Raw genomic sequence first — 15,898 nt, 5'->3', positions numbered from 1 at the left:
CATTAAAATTTTGGATGAGCGACATGATTTTATGATGCCTGAAAAAGAGGGCGCAAATGTGTTTTGGGGTTTTTGTTGATGCGTAGGGACACGGCATCATTAAAATTTTGGATGAGCGACATGATTTTATGATGCCGTGTCCCTACAGCTGCGTCAATTCTTATCATTAATTGGAGATTACAATTTGTCGATCGCAAAGGATGAATTATGAAAGATTATCACATTAATATTTTCTACAGTGAAGCCGATGAGGGTTATATTGCTGATATTCCTGATTTAAAATATTGTTCTGCATTTGGCGAAACTCCAGAAGCAGCTTTGCGAGAGGTTCAAATTGCCAAAGAAGCATGGTTAGAAGCTGCTAAAGCTGTGGGGAAAGCGATTCCTCTCCCTAAATATCGACCTATTATTTATCAAATTTAAAGATAGTGGTGCTAAAGTTTAAGTGGGAGTCGAAAAGCTTTTTTTACCACAGATGTCCACAGATGAACACAGATAAACACAGATGTAGATTTAGATTTACTGTGGGTGAGCAGATATTTTTTGGGATTGGATGTATTGTTGGAATATGGGATTGATTTGAAAGTACGATCGCTCTCCCATTTCCCTTCTCTCAACTAAACCTCTTCGCCCTAATGATTGAATAGCTTGCCAAATTTCCGATTTCGATAATTCAAGATTAGCAGGTTTTTGGGAAATATCTACAGCTTCAGCTTGATTTGCTAACCAATAACTCACTTTCTTTTCTGATTCGGATAAACGCTCTAAGTGAGTTTCTAACAGTGGTTCAATGTCACCTAAATATATATCATTTTGTGCTAAAAACTGGTCAACGCTACCGTTAAATAGTTCGATAATTGTTGCGGCTATAATATTTAACCAGCAAGGATGACCTTGATAAATTGCAATTAATTCTGACCATTTATCTTCATCAGTTAATCGTTTTTCTCGCAATATTTCTGCTGCTTGTTCTCTCAACCCTTGCAAATGTAAGGTTTGTACAGGTCGGTTTTCTGCTTCTAATGCAGTAATTTCTCTAGGTTTTTCCCAACTCAGCAGGATTAAACAACTATAGTGAAATGATGTGGCTATTTGTTTAAAGAATTTGCCATAATCTTCATAACTTGGTAAATATTGTCCGGCTATTTGACCGCTTTTAAATATATTCTGCACATCATCAATAATTACTAAACAGCGAGAGGTGCGAAAATAATCAATAACTGTGGGTAATGAGTTTTCTTGGGATTGGGAAAAAAATTGTTTAAGTTCAGTTTGTAGGGTGGAAAGTGTGGGAAGATTATTGAGAGTTCGCCAAATAATATAATCGAATTCGGTTTGGATTTGTTCGATTAGTTTAAGGGCGATCGCACTTTTCCCAATTCCACTTAATCCATATATTGTAATTAAGCGGGTGTTTGCTTCTAATATCCATTGTTTCAGGGTGGAAAGTTCGGTGGTGCGTGAAGCGAAGCTATCGCCGCTAGGCGAATCGTAAAAGTTAGTTATTTCTGGTGCTTCTGTTAGATTGATGATGGGCGATCGATCTTTTGTTTGGGATGTTGGGGGGGGAGAGTGCGATCGGTTTTGCAAGTCATTCAAATAGTGTAAACATTCAACACAAATATTAATACTTCCTTCATTAACTTGTACAGAGTAACCAAAATTTGAGCCTTGAGAAACGTTATGTTTTTTCTCTAACTTAGAACGAAAATTAAATTTATTGAGGTCTTCTCCTAATTCTTCAGCCAACCTTTCCCATAACTTAGCAGCTTCTTTTTTAATATGAGATGCACTACAATTATAATCTTTAGCTATTTGAGGATATTTTTTTCTTTGCCAAACACCCGTTAATATTGCTTCTTGTACAGATGTAAGATGCTCTCCAGTTTTGTCAAAAATCAAGTCATCAGCCCACTGTAAAACATCTTTAACATTATCCATAAGTAGATACAAATAGATATTTGATGTAATATATCCTACCGAATCCTACTTTGTCAACTGAACTGTACCAAATCCTACTAATTTTCTTCAGGATACTTAGGAAAATTGGGTGCTAAATACTACTATTTTGAGTGGGCAAAGTTAAAATTGACAACCTAAAATTAGGGAAGCAGAGACACAATCAAGTTTTCCTACTGATTAAGTAAATTACTTGATTAAAAGCTTTAAGTATTAAACTCACCCAAACAATATTTGTACAAAAGCAGCGTTTCCTATGAAAACAATTGTGAATATTCTTAAGGGTATAGGTATTACTTTTGTTATTTTAGTCGGACTTGTATTATACCAATGTAATGGCCCTCATTCTGAAGAAGCTTTAGTTAAAGAACTGGAGGAATTTAAAGCTGAAGCTAACCAACGTGAAAGGGCAGGCGATCAGTTTCAAATAATGGCTGCTACTACTTTCAACTCAGCAGAAAGAAAAGGTTATTATCAACAAGCAGCCTTTGCTTATGGTGATGCAGAAGCAGCTTGGAGAAGCTGTTTAGGTAATGCTTCCAAGTTAGGTAAATATGAAAAAACTAAATCTTATGAAGAACAATTCAGGGCATTAGCAGAAAGAAAAATTTCTGAACTAGATCAAAAAGAAATTAAAGCATTTGCTGCCAGTCGATCTAATGATTAATTATTCTTCACTACTAATCTAGCTAGGAAAGAACAATTAATTTATAACTGATTTATTCTTTCCAATTGTAATGTCAACCCATTTAAGGATACTAAAATTATGTATCGTTCTCTCAAAACAATTTCAATGATTGCTATAACCATTACAACTATGGGAGTAATGCCTAGTTATGGTTTGCAGTCCAGGGCATCTTCTAATGCTACAACATCTTTTTCAAATTTTCCAGCTAGTTATTCTCAAAAAAATCAAAATATTTCCTCTACTTTACTTGCAAGCGACCAATGTTCTTCGTCATTAGGAGAGACTATTTCGACTAGAGCAGTTGATATGGTTTATGGTAGAGGTGCAACTTTTTTTACAGACATATCTTTACCAGTGTGGAAAAACGCATCTTATGTACAAAGATGTCGCATTGGTGTGGCAATTTGTAATAGCTATAATGGTAGTGACTTTGTAAAAATTGTGGTTCGTGAATTAGGAGGGACAATTTCTCTTAGGAATACCCGTGATACTCAAGAAGCTGCTGCAATAATTATAGCCAGTATGCAGACTTTATGCCCTCCTCGATATTCTGAATTTGTCCGAGATTTACAAAGAACTTTATCTCAATGATTGTAAATAATTATCGTTAATTTAGATGAGTTAATTAAATATGTGTATCGTGCTTATACTAGCAGCAATTGCCGCATTCCTAATAAGTATTATTTCGGGAGTTAGTGTATTCCTTGGGGCAGACAATGATAATAATTGGGCATTGCTAATTATGGGATTTATTGGCGGATTAATTTTGGTATGGGCATACAAAGGCATCTTAAGTTGTTAAAAATAATTATACGATCGCACTTGTTGGCAAAGTCAAAAAAAGAAACAAAATTGGCATGGCATGAATATTTTGACAATTCAAACTGATATCCGCGTAAACAATGTTCTAATCCATGAAGATTCTTTCAGTGTTGAATTAATGGACGGACGGATTATTACAGTTCCGTTAGTTTGGTTTCCCCGACTTTTAAAAGCTACTCCCGAACAGTTACAAAAATGGGAAATTTGTGGCGGTGGTTATGGGATTCATTGGGAAGAAATAGATGAAGATATTAGTACCGAAGGATTATTACGTGGCGCTGCTGCACCTCGTAAACAAAGGCAATAGTTAGTATAAATTAGCAGTTAGATGTAGGGTAAGTAAACCCAGTCACTAGCCGCAACTAAATCTTGCGCCTGCGTTTTCTACCCGCCTGCGATTCAAATCGCAGGCTAATAGCGAAAGTCCGTTAAAACGGACTAATATTTTCTTTCAGTCCACTTCAGTGGACTTAAGCTATTAGCCCGGAAATTGATTTCTGGGCGGGTGTGGCAACAAATCCAAAATCTTAGGTGTAGGTGTAAGGTGCGTCAGACAAGAAAATAATGACTTTAATCATTCCCTTGAAACTCTGACGCACCCTACAGATTAATTCAAATTAGCAATAGCTTGTCGCACTTGCTCAATATCTAATTGCAAAACATCGGCAATTTCTTCAACAGAAAAACCTTTTCCTAATAAGCGAGGAATCGTTTGCAATTTTCCTGTAATAATTCCTTCAACAATTCCTTCAGTTTTGCTTTCTTCAATCAATTCTTGAGCAAATCGGGTGTTTCGCAAATCCTCAACGCCAAACATAGCTTCTAACTCCTGACGACTCATTTCGGGTAACTTCGCTAAAACAATAACTTCCAACAAGTTTAACAATTGTAATCGATAAGGTTCATCGGCAAATTGTTGTTTTACTAGGGCAATTAACCGAGTTACTCTCTCTAAAAGTTGTTTCTTTGTAGCGACAACTAATTGAATGATTTGCACGCCTAAAGGAGTGGTTTCACTGACTTCTATTTCATTCAAATAGATGCGCCTAACCAAGGGAGAATCTAATAACGGTTGAACAGACTCTCTTTGTCTAGCTGTCGGTTCAATGCTACGACTCCTGAAAATAATCATAGCACGCCACTTTAAAGCTGGGTCATTGTCTCTGAGATAGGTAAATATTTCGGAAAATAAACGCAGATAAATTTTTGGGTCTTTTTGAAATTGGACTTCGGTGAAATAAATCGGATTTTCGAGGTTTTCGGGTAAAAATACGCCGTCGATTCTAAAAGCAGTTTGTTTCAATTCTACTGAATCAAAACGGTAATCGTTTACTAGTTCTGGTGATTCTCCCCATAGCTCAAAGAATGTTTGGGGTAACTCTTTGAAAATGCGATAAAAGATGTGATCTGTTTTCATCTATGGTTAAATTTAAAAAGGTTGGGATATGAAGTAGAATTTATCACACTCACAGGTTAAAGGATTACAATTTTTTACTTATTTAGTTTTTGGGTGGGTACGATCGCATACACAGTTCTATATTGTAGAGACGTTATATATCAATCTCTACAAGTATTCTTTAGTTTCTGGAGAAGTCTATTAGCTATTTATCCTGATCGGCGGCTTGGGTAACGGAGAAAAGAGTTACTTATCACCTGTATTATCAGTTAGGCATCGATCGGAATAAATTAATTTTGACTAAGGTAGTAACATTTTGGTTAACTCATGGCAAAATATCCCTAAGTTTTACGTTTACCTTTTCCCAGTTATCCCCTGCTTACCGCAATGAAACATTCTAAGCAAAGCGTTCGCGATCGCAATAAGTTGCTAGAAGCCGTCAACACCGAAGTCCACGCACGGCTGGAACAATCATTGCACAAAGCCATCCAGATTCACATTCTCAAAGAAGAAAAACCGCAAGAAATACAGCGACTTTGGGATGTCGATGTCAAAATTGGCAAACGTCCAACTGTCAGATTATCACCGCAAATCAGCATTTCTCAAGTTTTTAGCCAAAGTAGCGGCAAATTACTGATTTTGGGTAGCCAAGGTGCCGGAAAAACTACTTCTCTGTTAGAATTAGCACAAGATTTGGTAGAAATTGCTCAAGCTGATTTTGAACAGCCTGTTCCGGTTATTTTGAATTTTGGTTCATGGAAGAACAGTAAACAAACTATTGCTGATTGGTTAATTGCCGAAATAAAATCTAAATACAATATTTCGCTGAACTCCATTAAATTATTAGTTAACAATCAATTAATTTCGCCTTTATTAGACGGAGTAGATGAACTAGATTTAGGACAACAGGAATTATGTCTTAGAGCAATTAATCAATGGCTAACTGCCGAAAATCGACCGAAAAATATTGCTGTTTGCACCAAGTATGAAGATTACAAAAAATGCCGGACTAAGTTACGTTTGCATGGCGCTACTTTTTTACACCCTTTAAATGAACAACAGATCCAACAATATCTGGTTGCTTGTAGAAGTAAAGAACTGTGGGAAGTCCTCAAAGATGAACCAGATTTTTTTGATTTAGCCAAAAATCCTCTATTATTAAATATAATGATTTTGGCTTATGAAGAGTTACTAATTCAAGCTTGGAAACGGCTTAATTCGCAGCAAGAAAGACGGGAATATTTGTTAAACGCATATATCCGGCGAATGTTAACTTGGAATCTGAAATCTCGTTACTATAAGGAAGGAAAGGAACCAAGACCAGAAAATGCTAGACCTTGGTTAGTTTATTTAGCCACAAAAATGAATGCAGCTAAAGAAACAGAAGTTTCGCCCGACAAATTAGACCAAACTTGGCTGCAAACTTCTGGACAAAAGTCTTTATATCGACTAGGGATGATTTTAACTCTTGGGGGAATCTTGGGGATGAAAAAGTTTATTTTACGCCGAATCCTCAGCAAAAATAAATGTATTCCCCGGAATTATTCCCAGTTTTACAACTATGCCTGCGAGCGTTTTTTATTGCAAAAAGTTGGTAATAAATATCGGTTTGTCCATGAAATGTTACAAGAACACATTGCCAAAATGTGATATAGGAGTTTTCAGGTAATTAGGTAGAGAATTTCTGGTTTTAGGGAACAGGGAAGGGGGAACAGGACTTACGCAGACAGTGTTAGGACTTACGCAAAGCCTAATTCCGTAGGGTGCGTTAACGAAGCGTGTAACGCACCATCCCACCATATTTAGCGCCACTGCGTAAGTCTTGAGTGTTATGGTGCGTTCAGGGGGTGACAACGGAGCCAAAAGTCATGAATACCAATAGTTTCAGCTTTTGCTCTTCCCTTAAAATATAGGCAGACTTTGAGCCTATTTAAAGACGAGACAACGTATTAAAGTCCTTTTAGGCTCAAAGTCCGCCTATTCATTGTCAATAAGCCTGTCAATAAGCTGAAATTTTTTGGGTAGCGTAACCAGCCATAAAGCTTGATTCAAAAGCGTTTCAGCCCCGTTGTCACCCCCTGAATATGGTGCGTTACGTTATCACTAACGCACCCTACAACTACTACAACTACAACTCGATCGGGAATCCCAGTCCCCAATCGTAGGGGCAATTCATGAATTGCCCGTACCCCAGTCCCTAGTCCCCAAAACCAAGGTAAAATGCTTGTTTGGGGTAAAACCTACCCTGTCAATAACAAGAAAATTGTTAAATTTACCAATGACCAAAACTTACACAGTTGAAATTCAACACCAAGGCAACACTCACACTCTGCAAGTACCAGAAGATCAAAAGATTCTTCGCGCTGCTTATGCTGCGGGACTAGACTTGCCCAGTTCTTGCAATGCTGGAGTTTGTACGACTTGTGCAGCGCAAATTTTATCAGGAGAAGTGGATCAAGCTGATGGCATGGGCGTTAGTCCCGAACTTCAGGCGAAAGGTTATGTTTTACTTTGTGTCGCTTATCCACGATCGGATTTAAAGATTGTGACTGAGAAAGAAGACGAAGTTTATGACTTACAATTTGGACAGCCACAGAAGAAATAGAAAGTAATGACTACGCACTTTATCACTGCCGAAATTGATCTGCAAGAATCTCCCGCTAAACTGCATCAAGAAATTGTCGCAGAATTAGAAAAACGTGGGGAACCTCTACGTTGGGCTATTACTAATGTAGATGTCACAGAACAAAAAGCGACTGTCGAAGCGATCGTCACCACAACCACCGAATCAGCGAAAGATTAACATTGTTTCAGCGTCCTTATACTGTTGTATTGCTTGTCCCCACCGGAATTGGGGCGGCAATAGGTGGCTATGCGGGGGATGCTTTACCAGTGGCGAGGGCGATCGCTTCTTGTTGCGATCGCCTCATCACCCATCCCAACGTCCTCAACGGAGCCATGTTATATTGGCCTTTGCCCAATGCTTTCTACGTCGAAGGCTACGCTTTAGATCAGTTCGCCGCCGGAAATTGGGGACTGTGCCCAGTACATCAAAATAAAATTGGGTTAATTCTCGATCGCGCCATAGAACCAGAACTCCAACTCAGACAGCTACAAGCCGCTGATGCTGCAAGAGCTACTTTAGGATTAAATCTTACCGAATATATAGTTACCGATGCACCTTTAGGTGTGGAACTGCGAATTTCTGGATCGGGGATATCATGGGGGACGATCGCTAACCCTGATAGTTTACTTCGAGCAGCAGAAAAATTGATTAGTCAAGCAGGGGCAGAAGCGATCGCAGTCGTCGCCCGTTTCCCCGAAGACATCGAAAGCGCTGCCCAAGAGAACTACCGCCAAGGCAAAGGCATAGATCCCCTAGCAGGTGCCGAAGCCGTTATCAGTCATTTAATAGTCAGAACATTTCAAATACCCTGCGCCCACGCCCCCGCCCTCAACTCCTACCCCCCCGATCCGCAACTTTCCCCCCGTTCCGCCGCCGAAGAACTAGGCTACACCTTCCTACCCTGCGTCTTAGTCGGCTTAAGTCGCGCCCCGCAGTTTGTAAGCAGAGGGGCAGAGGGGCAGAGGGGCAGAGGGGCAGGGGAGCAGAGAGTGAAAATTCCCCTTGTCCCCTTGTCCCCTTGTCCCCTTGTCCCCTTGTCCCCCAGTCCCCAGTCCCCAGTCCCCAGTCCCCAGTCCCCCACAGACATTTGGGCCAACCAAGTAGATGCTGTAGTCATACCCGCTACGGCTTGTGGTGGGAGTGCTATACTTAGTTTCAGCCAATTGGGGGTGCAAATCATTGCTGTTGCAGAAAACCAAACCCAGATCCAAGTCCCTCCAGAACCGCTGGGCATGAAAGTATTACGAGTAAACTCATATTTAGAGGCACTGGGCGTTTTAGTCGCCCACAAAGCAGGTATTAGTCCATCTGCTTTCAGTCCAGCCATTTCGTCCATTCGTCGTCTTTAGAAAAAAACTGGTGAAAGATCCATTATCGAACGAACCGGAAATTGAACCCTTGACTCGCTCCCAACTGCTAGTAGCTATGGGCGTAACAGCTGTAATCTTGCTCGTAGTTGCTAAACTATGGCTGCAACTAGGGTCTGTTTCCCTTTTATCCATCAAACTCACAGGCTTGGACGCACTCTTAGGCTTAGGTGTAGGCTGCTTAATTAGTGGCGCAAGTTCTTTAGTTTATCGCCTCTGGCCTGCTTATCGCAAAAGTGCGGATATGTATTTGAATTTGGTGCTAAAACCCTTATTATGGCCTGATTTAATTTGGCTGGGATTATTGCCCGGTTTAAGTGAAGAGTTGTTGTTTCGCGGCGTAATGTTGCCTGCTTTGGGTTTAGATACTTCTGGGTTAGTGGTGTCTAGCCTCTGTTTTGGTATTCTCCATTTAAGTGGCTGGGAACAGTGGCCTTACGCAATTTGGGCAACAGTGGTAGGGTTACTTTTAGGCTTCTGCGCCCTCTCCACAGGCAATTTGTTGGTGCCAATTGTAGCTCACATCTTAACTAATTTACTTTCTAGTTTCCTGTGGAAGTTGGACAAGGGAGGAACTTCCAATTCTCTTAATTGAATAATATTTAAAGCTGAAACCGGGGTGAAGGGAATGACACCTCACCCCAGTTTCGCAAATCTGTGGTTTATTGGGATTTAGGAAGACTTATTAGAGGTAAAGACAATCGAGTTTTTAGTCTAGTAGCTTTCTTTTTTTCAGGTGCTTTTTTTTGGGCGTGTAAATAGACAATAAAAAACGCCCGAAACTTGGGGGCGTCAATCATCAGGGTGCATCTACAATTATTAGTTTAACCTACTGAGGGGTGAAACCCCTCACCCCCTTTAAAATTTTACAAAACTTAATATTTTGGATGACAGTTTCTAAGAGCTATAATTGTGCCGATATTGCTTTATGATCGGAAAAACCCCGTTGCTTGAGGAAACTGGGTTTCTATAACAGAAATGTTTTCCCCTGTTCTCTGTTCCCTCTGATGAGAAAAATTTCCCGCTTGGCGATCGATAGCCGAATAAACTAAGCTGTTTACCTTTTTGTCTTCCTTTCGACAGACAAGTTGTATGTACGGGTGTGTCGCCAGTAGGATGAGTCAATAAGATCGCAGAGGTAGTCTAAAGAAGCAAGTTTGAAAGTTTCTTTAATACCTTCAGGAGAATCAAAATGGCTAAAGTAAACCCTGTGCAAATACAAAAAGATTTGAAAGGAATTGATTACCCTGTTAGTAAGCAAGATTTGGTTAAGCACGCTCAGCAAAATGGTGCGGATGAAAAAGTTTGTGCAACTTTAGAAAAGTTACCCGATCGCGAATACGAAACTCCGACCGAAGTGAGCAAAGCGATCGGACAAATGGAATAATAAATCTGTATTTTAGGACAGTTAATTCGCTGTATTATATTCTCTTTATAGTAGGTGTCAGGGGTGAGAAATTAGAGATGTTAGGTTCTATTTTCTATCTTCTGATTCCTACTAGAAAAGTATTAGCCTAAGTAAGCTTTTTTCACTTGTTCGTTTTTGAGTAAGTCAGCGGCTTTTCCTGATAAGGTAATACAACCAGCTTCTAAAACATATCCGCGATCGGCATTTTCTAAAGCTAAGTTAGCATTTTGTTCAACTAACAGGATAGTGACTCCTGTAGAACGGAGATTTTGAATAATTGTAAAAATTTCTCGGACAATTGCGGGTGCAAGACCTAAGCTAGGTTCATCTAATAATAGTAGTTTAGGACGACTCATTAGGGCGCGGGCGATCGCTAACATTTGTTGTTCTCCACCGCTAAGAGTTCCTGCTAGTTGTTGACGGCGTTCTGCTAAACGAGGAAATATTTCAAACTGATACTTGATATCTGCTTTAATTTCTGCCTGATTAGAACGAATATAAGCACCCAATTCTAAGTTACCTAACACAGTTTGTCTAGCTAAAATTCGCCGTCCTTCAGGAGAATGGGCGATCCCAAGTTGCACTATTTCATGAGCTTGGCGGCGGTTAATGTTACGCCCTTCATAAATAATTTCGCCATTTTTAATATTAACTAATCGAGAAATGGCCCGTAGAGTTGTACTTTTTCCTGCACCATTCGCACCAATTAAAGTGACGACTTCGCCAGTATTGACAACTAAATTAATATCTTTTAAAGCTTGAATGCCGCCATAGTTAACCGAAAGATTGTTTATTTCTAAAAGTCTTGACATAATTAATTTAATCCTGTTAATTAAATGTAATCTGCCCCAGATCCCCGACTTCTTGAAGAAGTCGGGGATCTAGAGATCTAGATTTACTCATCTCCTAAATATGCTTCAATTACAGCCGGATCATTTCTGACTACAGCAGGTTCACCTAAAGCAATTAATTGACCGAAATCTAAGACAGCAATTCGATCGCATAAACCCATGACTAAGGGTACATGATGTTCGATTAAAATTATAGTTAAATTAAAGCGATCGCGAATTTCCCGAATAAATTCACTCAGTTGATGTTTTTCATTGGGATTCATCCCAGCAGCGGGTTCATCTAATAGTAATATTGTCGGTTCTAAGGCTAAAGCACGGGCAATTTCTAAGCGACGTTGATCGCCGTAGGGGAAGTTTTTGGCTTTTTCGGTAGTGCGATCGCCCAAGCCCATCATTGACAACAATTCTAAAGCCTTTTGTTTCGTTTCCTTCTCTTGCTGATTAGCCACAGGTAAAGCCAACATTCCCGAAACTAACGCAGGTACAGGATGACTATTTCTACTATGAATATGTCGCCCAATCATCACATTTTCCAAAGCCGAGAGTTCACCAAACAAGCGAATATTTTGGAAAGTGCGAGAAATACCTTTACTAGCAACTTGGTAGGGACGAAGTTGGGAAATTTCCTCACCTTGATAAATCAATTGTCCGCTAGAAGGTGGTAACAAACAGGTAATCAAATTAAATAAAGTTGTTTTTCCCGCACCATTCGGGCCAATTAAACCAAATATCTCATGTTTTTGCACAGAAAAAGAAACATTATTTACCGCCACTAAACCACCAAAGCGACGAGTTAAACCTTTGGCTTCTAGAATTGGCTTGTCTTTCGCTAAATCTTGTTGGATCATAACTAGTAAGTATACCTTAAGACTGATGCAATCTAAAACTAAATGCTTGTATATAAATATTGCTAATTAACACGACTTTGAGTAACTCTGCTGTAGTATTATTTGTTAAATAAAATTTTCAAACCAGGAGGAATAAAAATGAAATTTCCATCCACTCATAAAAAACTGACAGCATCTTTGGTATTATTAGGAGTTTTAACACTTACAGCTTGCGGACAAGGAAATCAACAAGCTACCGATACTCCAGCTAATCAAACAACCACGACGACAAATACTCCCGCAGCAACTCCCGCAGCAAATACAACAACTACTACCGCAGGCGTTCCACCAACAGGAAATGATTGTCCCGCTGACGCACCAATTAAAGGTGTAGATACTACAAAACGCGGTAAAATTTATCACAATACTACCTATCCAGATTACAAACAGGTGAAACCTACAATCTGTTTCAAAGATGTTGCTTCAGCAGAAAAAGCTGGTTATAAATTACCCCAAGCAAAATAGGTACGTAGTTGCGCTTCAGCGCCTTTCGTTCGCGCTGAAGCGCAACTACATACCTATAACTAATGACCTATTCAAAATATAGTTAACTATGCTTTTAATTTAAGCTTCTTCAATAAATCGGGAGTCACTAAACCTTGAGGAAAAAAGATTGTTCCCAAAACGATTAACACACCGAAAACAATTAAACGACCATCTCTTAATAATTGCGCCAACCAAACAGGTAAACCGGGAGTATCTGCAACAGCCCTTAAAATTTCTGGTAAAGCAGTAAATACCATACCTCCTAACACAGGGCCAACAAAACTTCTACTACCACCAATTAACACCGAAGTTAAATAGATTATACTCGCATCAAAAGTCCCTTGTCTAGCATTCCAAGTATTTAAAAAATGAGCGCTTACTGCACCAGCAACTCCCGCTAAAATTGCCCCTAAAGTAAAAGCTAAAACCTTGTAAGTAGTTGGATTAATGCCCATTGCACCAGCAGCTAATTCATCTTCTCGAATTGCTACAAATGCCCGACCTACTCTGATAATTTCTAACCGATATAATAAAAACATACTAATTAAAAGTAAAGGCAAAGCCACCCACAAATACTCAATGGGAGAAGCAAAAGGTTGGGGAATACCAAAAATTCCCACTGCGCCACCAGTGATTTCTAAATTTAGGGATAAAACCCGCAATACTTCTACAAAAGCGATCGTTGCTAATGCCAAATATATTCCCTTAAGTCGCAGTGCGGGAATTCCTACTAAAATTCCTAATATGCCAGAAATTATGGCAGCAATTAGCATTTCCAATAACAACAAACTAATGGGAAATAGACCTTCATTAGTGGGGAAAACTTTGGTAGATAGAATAGCAGCGATATATCCACCTAACGCATAAAAACCGGGACTAGCTAAAGATAATTGCCCAGTCATTAATGGTAAATAAAGCGATAGTCCTAGTAATGCACCTAGTACCATCGAAACAATTAAAGGGCCATAAGTGTTAAAAAAATCAGCCATTATTAATTAAACCTTTTGAATTAAACGTCGCCCTAATAAACCTTGGGGTCTAACTAGCAGCATAATAAATAATATGCCAAAAGCTACCGCATCTTTATAAGCGGAATATTGCCCAGGAACAAATGCTTCTATTACCCCAATTAATAGACCTCCTAAAACTGCACCGGGAATGCTACCTAAACCACCTAAAACAATTACTGCTAAACCTTTTAAACCGAAAGCGATGCCAAAATATGGGCCAGCAATACTCACACTAGAACCGACTAAAGTTCCGGCTACTCCGGCGAGGAAACTGCTAATAAAAAATGTTATAACGATAAAGCGATCGGTATTAATTCCCAACAAACTAGATGTAGTTGGATCTTCTGCTACAGCCCGCATTGCTTTACCGTATTTGGTGTAATTAATAAAGTAAGTGAGAAGGGCTACAACTAGCACAGAAACTAGAAAAATTACTATTTGTACTGTGCGAATCGGAATCGGATTTGTCGGAGAACCAAAGTTAATAGCAGCAGGCAAATTACCAAAAGTATTTCCCGGAAAAGTGTAATTTTCTGCACCTACTAAATACTGAATTAAGTTGACGATTACTAAGGCTACACCTAAGCTGGAAACTACGGTTAAAAGTGGATCTGCACCTCTACGGCGTAAAGGACGAAAGGCAATTCTTTCGATCGCCACTCCCACTAAACCTGCTATGATACTACCTAAAATTAATGCCACAGGAAAAGGTAATTTAATAGGTAATGCAGCATTAGCTAATAAACCATTAAACCCAAAAGCTTCTCCCATCAAAGCATAAGTTAAATATGCACCAAGGGTAAAAATTGCCCCATGAGCAAAATTAATGATGCCTAAAATTGAGAAAATTAAAGTGTATCCCAAGGCAAAAATTGCATAAATACTGCCAATGGATAAACCGTTCAGGAATTGTTGAATAAACAGGGTTAAGTTCATATTTTTGATTTGTCATTTGTCATTTGTCATTGGTCATTGGTTAAGTTTTACTCAATCACCAATCACTAATAACTATTTTTTGACAGAGGCGAATTTGCCATTATTACCATTAGCATCAACTTGCAATTGTGCTACGTAAAAATCTTTCTGAACTACATCACCAACAGGGGTAAAGGCAATTTCGCCCAAGGGAGTGTCGTACTTACGAGTCAGTAATTCTTTGTTCAATTCAGAACGCAATTTATCCAAGGGCATTTTGGCAATATCACTTCTTTTATCTACAGCTTTAAGTGCTTCTACAAACACTTGAACCGCAGCAAAAGCTTGGGCGCTAAATTGGGGTGGTTCTTTCTTATATTGTTGGAGATAAGCAGCACGAAAAGCTTGATTAATTGCGTTGGAATGTTGAGGGCTATAAGCTTGGGCGACTAATACACCGTTGCAACTTGCTTTACATACGGCAAAAATATTAGAAGTATTGAAACCATTTCCGCCAATGATAATGCCTTTATAACCCAATTCTCGCAATTGTCGCACTAAATTTCCGCCATCGGCAGCTAAACCGGAAATAACAATTAAATCTGGTTTTAAATTAATCGCGTTTGTTGCTTGGGCTTGAAAGTCAGTATCAGTTGTCAGGAACTTTTGCACAGTAACAATGTCTAAACCTTTATCTTTTAATGTTTTTTGAAAAATTTCGGTTTCCGACTTGTTAAACGCATCATTTTGAGCGTAGAAAACCGCCACTTTTTTGATGTTAGGATTTAACTTTAAAGCTGCGTTAATGGAATTGGGGGCGACAACAGTAACTGGGGCGGAAACACGGGCAATATAATCACCAATTTCAGGAATACCTTTAGCCGTATTAGAAGCAGCAATTACGGGAACTTTTGCCCGTTCAGCAATGGGGTTAGAACTAAAGGCTTGCTGGGATAAAGTTGGGCCAACAATTCCCACAACTTTATTCTGATTAATGAGAATTTGAAAAGCGTTTATCGCCCCTGTTTCATCGCCACCAGTGTCTTGTACTATTAGTTTAATAGGAGTACCATCAACGCCACCTTTGTCATTAAAATATTTCTCAGCTATTTTGGCACCTTGAATGCCTTCTTGTCCTAACAGGGCGACGTTACTTGTTTGGGCTAAGGCAACTCCTATAGGAATGCCTTGAGAAATTGAACTTGTTTGTGTGTTTGAGTTAGTTTGAGTGCAGGCTGACAGGAATAAAGCCAAGCCAGCAAACAAGGCGGTAGTCTTTTTCATAGTTGGCAACTATCTCCGGGTGGATATATTTTATATCACTTCAGATTTCTGATTATATAATCAGGAAAGTCAAAAATATCTAAAAAAGGTCAAGCAAAAATACTTAACAGCATCTGAAAAGACAAATACCCAGAAAGCAAGGTACTGGGGTTGAGTAAAGCTAGAATACGATCGCTACAATATACCTATCACTAATTGT

The 15,898-nt window shown here is 39.2% G+C and carries 19 protein-coding genes; 12 read left to right on the top strand and 7 right to left on the bottom strand.

The features are described 5' to 3' along the window. Positions 1-207: 207 nt before the first annotated feature. Entirely contained in the window at positions 208-423 is a 216-nt protein-coding gene (locus tag ACE1CC_RS34485) for a type II toxin-antitoxin system HicB family antitoxin (RefSeq protein ID WP_413274948.1), read from the top strand. 96 nt (positions 424-519) lie between these two features. On the opposite strand, the gene ACE1CC_RS34480 is transcribed toward ACE1CC_RS34485, so the two are convergent. Further along, positions 520-1,941: an NB-ARC domain-containing protein gene (locus ACE1CC_RS34480; protein WP_413274947.1), complete on the bottom strand. Its 1,422-nt coding sequence runs from the start codon at positions 1,939-1,941 to the stop codon at positions 520-522. 274 nt (positions 1,942-2,215) lie between these two features. Between ACE1CC_RS34480 and ACE1CC_RS34475 the strand changes: the two genes are divergently transcribed. The 4 genes from ACE1CC_RS34475 to ACE1CC_RS34460 all read left to right on the top strand — a co-directional run bounded on the left by ACE1CC_RS34475 (position 2,216) and on the right by ACE1CC_RS34460 (position 3,776). Then, the gene (locus ACE1CC_RS34475; RefSeq protein WP_413274946.1) at positions 2,216-2,626 is read left to right on the top strand and encodes a hypothetical protein; all 411 of its coding nucleotides are present in this window, start codon (positions 2,216-2,218) and stop codon (positions 2,624-2,626) included. A gap of 99 nt (positions 2,627-2,725) precedes the next feature. Continuing rightward, positions 2,726-3,238 carry a hypothetical protein gene (locus ACE1CC_RS34470; RefSeq protein WP_413274945.1) on the top strand — a complete coding sequence of 171 codons (513 nt, stop codon included), beginning with the start codon at positions 2,726-2,728 and terminating at the stop codon, positions 3,236-3,238. A gap of 40 nt (positions 3,239-3,278) precedes the next feature. Next, complete coding sequence (locus ACE1CC_RS34465; protein ID WP_413274944.1) at positions 3,279-3,449, top strand: hypothetical protein; 171 nt, start codon at positions 3,279-3,281, stop codon at positions 3,447-3,449. Positions 3,450-3,509: 60 nt separating this feature from the next. Further along, complete coding sequence (locus tag ACE1CC_RS34460) at positions 3,510-3,776, top strand: DUF2442 domain-containing protein (protein ID WP_413274943.1); 267 nt, start codon at positions 3,510-3,512, stop codon at positions 3,774-3,776. Positions 3,777-4,076: 300 nt separating this feature from the next. On the opposite strand, the gene ACE1CC_RS34455 is transcribed toward ACE1CC_RS34460, so the two are convergent. Continuing rightward, on the bottom strand, positions 4,077-4,886 hold the full coding sequence (locus ACE1CC_RS34455) for an Rpn family recombination-promoting nuclease/putative transposase (protein ID WP_413274942.1): 810 nt from the start codon (positions 4,884-4,886) through the stop codon (positions 4,077-4,079). 366 nt (positions 4,887-5,252) lie between these two features. On the opposite strand from ACE1CC_RS34455, the gene ACE1CC_RS34450 reads away from it, so the two are divergent. From ACE1CC_RS34450 to ACE1CC_RS34425, 6 genes are all read left to right on the top strand, one after another. Next, entirely contained in the window at positions 5,253-6,515 is a 1,263-nt protein-coding gene (locus ACE1CC_RS34450) for an NACHT domain-containing protein (RefSeq protein WP_413274941.1), read from the top strand. Between the two features lie 628 nt (positions 6,516-7,143). After that, complete coding sequence (locus ACE1CC_RS34445; RefSeq protein ID WP_413274940.1) at positions 7,144-7,470, top strand: 2Fe-2S iron-sulfur cluster-binding protein; 327 nt, start codon at positions 7,144-7,146, stop codon at positions 7,468-7,470. 6 nt (positions 7,471-7,476) lie between these two features. Beyond that, entirely contained in the window at positions 7,477-7,668 is a 192-nt protein-coding gene (locus ACE1CC_RS34440; RefSeq protein WP_413274939.1) for a hypothetical protein, read from the top strand. Positions 7,669-7,670: 2 nt separating this feature from the next. Then, positions 7,671-8,840 (top strand): DUF3326 domain-containing protein, encoded by a 1,170-nt coding sequence (locus ACE1CC_RS34435; protein WP_413274938.1) that lies wholly within the window; start codon positions 7,671-7,673, stop codon positions 8,838-8,840. 10 nt (positions 8,841-8,850) lie between these two features. Then, entirely contained in the window at positions 8,851-9,453 is a 603-nt protein-coding gene (locus ACE1CC_RS34430; RefSeq protein ID WP_413274937.1) for a CPBP family intramembrane glutamic endopeptidase, read from the top strand. A 597-nt stretch (positions 9,454-10,050) separates the two neighbouring features. Beyond that, the gene (locus ACE1CC_RS34425; protein WP_413274936.1) at positions 10,051-10,245 is read left to right on the top strand and encodes a DUF2795 domain-containing protein; all 195 of its coding nucleotides are present in this window, start codon (positions 10,051-10,053) and stop codon (positions 10,243-10,245) included. 122 nt (positions 10,246-10,367) lie between these two features. Here ACE1CC_RS34425 and ACE1CC_RS34420 read toward each other — a convergent pair whose 3' ends face one another. Further along, on the bottom strand, positions 10,368-11,078 hold the full coding sequence (locus ACE1CC_RS34420; RefSeq protein WP_413274935.1) for an ABC transporter ATP-binding protein: 711 nt from the start codon (positions 11,076-11,078) through the stop codon (positions 10,368-10,370). An 83-nt stretch (positions 11,079-11,161) separates the two neighbouring features. Further along, positions 11,162-11,965, bottom strand: coding sequence for an ABC transporter ATP-binding protein (locus tag ACE1CC_RS34415; RefSeq protein WP_413274934.1), 804 nt, complete (start codon positions 11,963-11,965; stop codon positions 11,162-11,164). A 138-nt stretch (positions 11,966-12,103) separates the two neighbouring features. Between ACE1CC_RS34415 and ACE1CC_RS34410 the strand changes: the two genes are divergently transcribed. After that, positions 12,104-12,469: a sunset domain-containing protein gene (locus ACE1CC_RS34410; protein ID WP_413274933.1), complete on the top strand. Its 366-nt coding sequence runs from the start codon at positions 12,104-12,106 to the stop codon at positions 12,467-12,469. 86 nt (positions 12,470-12,555) lie between these two features. On the opposite strand, the gene ACE1CC_RS34405 is transcribed toward ACE1CC_RS34410, so the two are convergent. The 3 genes from ACE1CC_RS34405 to ACE1CC_RS34395 form a co-directional block, all read right to left on the bottom strand. Then, on the bottom strand, positions 12,556-13,479 hold the full coding sequence (locus tag ACE1CC_RS34405; protein WP_413274932.1) for a branched-chain amino acid ABC transporter permease: 924 nt from the start codon (positions 13,477-13,479) through the stop codon (positions 12,556-12,558). A 6-nt stretch (positions 13,480-13,485) separates the two neighbouring features. Beyond that, positions 13,486-14,436 (bottom strand): branched-chain amino acid ABC transporter permease, encoded by a 951-nt coding sequence (locus tag ACE1CC_RS34400; protein WP_413274931.1) that lies wholly within the window; start codon positions 14,434-14,436, stop codon positions 13,486-13,488. A 72-nt stretch (positions 14,437-14,508) separates the two neighbouring features. Further along, positions 14,509-15,699 (bottom strand): ABC transporter substrate-binding protein, encoded by a 1,191-nt coding sequence (locus tag ACE1CC_RS34395; RefSeq protein WP_413274930.1) that lies wholly within the window; start codon positions 15,697-15,699, stop codon positions 14,509-14,511. Between the last annotated feature and the right edge of the window lie 199 nt (positions 15,700-15,898).

Origin of the sequence: Floridaenema aerugineum BLCC-F46 (assembly GCF_041929345.1) — a bacterium.
Taxonomy (GTDB): Bacteria; Cyanobacteriota; Cyanobacteriia; order Cyanobacteriales; family Aerosakkonemataceae; genus Floridanema; species Floridanema aerugineum.
The sequence above is the reverse complement of the archived record's forward strand: the minus strand, read 5'-3'. Positions and strand labels throughout refer to the sequence as shown.

Bases quoted from the DNA above. Each gene is read 5' to 3' on its own strand.
- ACE1CC_RS34470 (WP_413274945.1), top strand. From the start codon at position 2,726: ATGTATCGTTCTCTCAAAACAATTTCAATGATTGCTATAACCATTACA.
- ACE1CC_RS34445 (WP_413274940.1), top strand. From the start codon at position 7,144: ATGACCAAAACTTACACAGTTGAAATTCAACACCAAGGCAACACTCAC.
- ACE1CC_RS34425 (WP_413274936.1), top strand. From the start codon at position 10,051: ATGGCTAAAGTAAACCCTGTGCAAATACAAAAAGATTTGAAAGGAATT.
- ACE1CC_RS34405 (WP_413274932.1), bottom strand. From the start codon at position 13,479: ATGGCTGATTTTTTTAACACTTATGGCCCTTTAATTGTTTCGATGGTA.
- ACE1CC_RS34420 (WP_413274935.1), bottom strand. From the start codon at position 11,078: ATGTCAAGACTTTTAGAAATAAACAATCTTTCGGTTAACTATGGCGGC.
- ACE1CC_RS34415 (WP_413274934.1), bottom strand. From the start codon at position 11,965: ATGATCCAACAAGATTTAGCGAAAGACAAGCCAATTCTAGAAGCCAAA.
- ACE1CC_RS34395 (WP_413274930.1), bottom strand. From the start codon at position 15,699: ATGAAAAAGACTACCGCCTTGTTTGCTGGCTTGGCTTTATTCCTGTCA.
- ACE1CC_RS34410 (WP_413274933.1), top strand. From the start codon at position 12,104: ATGAAATTTCCATCCACTCATAAAAAACTGACAGCATCTTTGGTATTA.
- ACE1CC_RS34480 (WP_413274947.1), bottom strand. From the start codon at position 1,941: ATGGATAATGTTAAAGATGTTTTACAGTGGGCTGATGACTTGATTTTT.
- ACE1CC_RS34450 (WP_413274941.1), top strand. From the start codon at position 5,253: ATGAAACATTCTAAGCAAAGCGTTCGCGATCGCAATAAGTTGCTAGAA.
- ACE1CC_RS34465 (WP_413274944.1), top strand. From the start codon at position 3,279: ATGTGTATCGTGCTTATACTAGCAGCAATTGCCGCATTCCTAATAAGT.
- ACE1CC_RS34485 (WP_413274948.1), top strand. From the start codon at position 208: ATGAAAGATTATCACATTAATATTTTCTACAGTGAAGCCGATGAGGGT.
- ACE1CC_RS34455 (WP_413274942.1), bottom strand. From the start codon at position 4,886: ATGAAAACAGATCACATCTTTTATCGCATTTTCAAAGAGTTACCCCAA.
- ACE1CC_RS34460 (WP_413274943.1), top strand. From the start codon at position 3,510: ATGAATATTTTGACAATTCAAACTGATATCCGCGTAAACAATGTTCTA.
- ACE1CC_RS34475 (WP_413274946.1), top strand. From the start codon at position 2,216: ATGAAAACAATTGTGAATATTCTTAAGGGTATAGGTATTACTTTTGTT.
- ACE1CC_RS34400 (WP_413274931.1), bottom strand. From the start codon at position 14,436: ATGAACTTAACCCTGTTTATTCAACAATTCCTGAACGGTTTATCCATT.
- ACE1CC_RS34440 (WP_413274939.1), top strand. From the start codon at position 7,477: ATGACTACGCACTTTATCACTGCCGAAATTGATCTGCAAGAATCTCCC.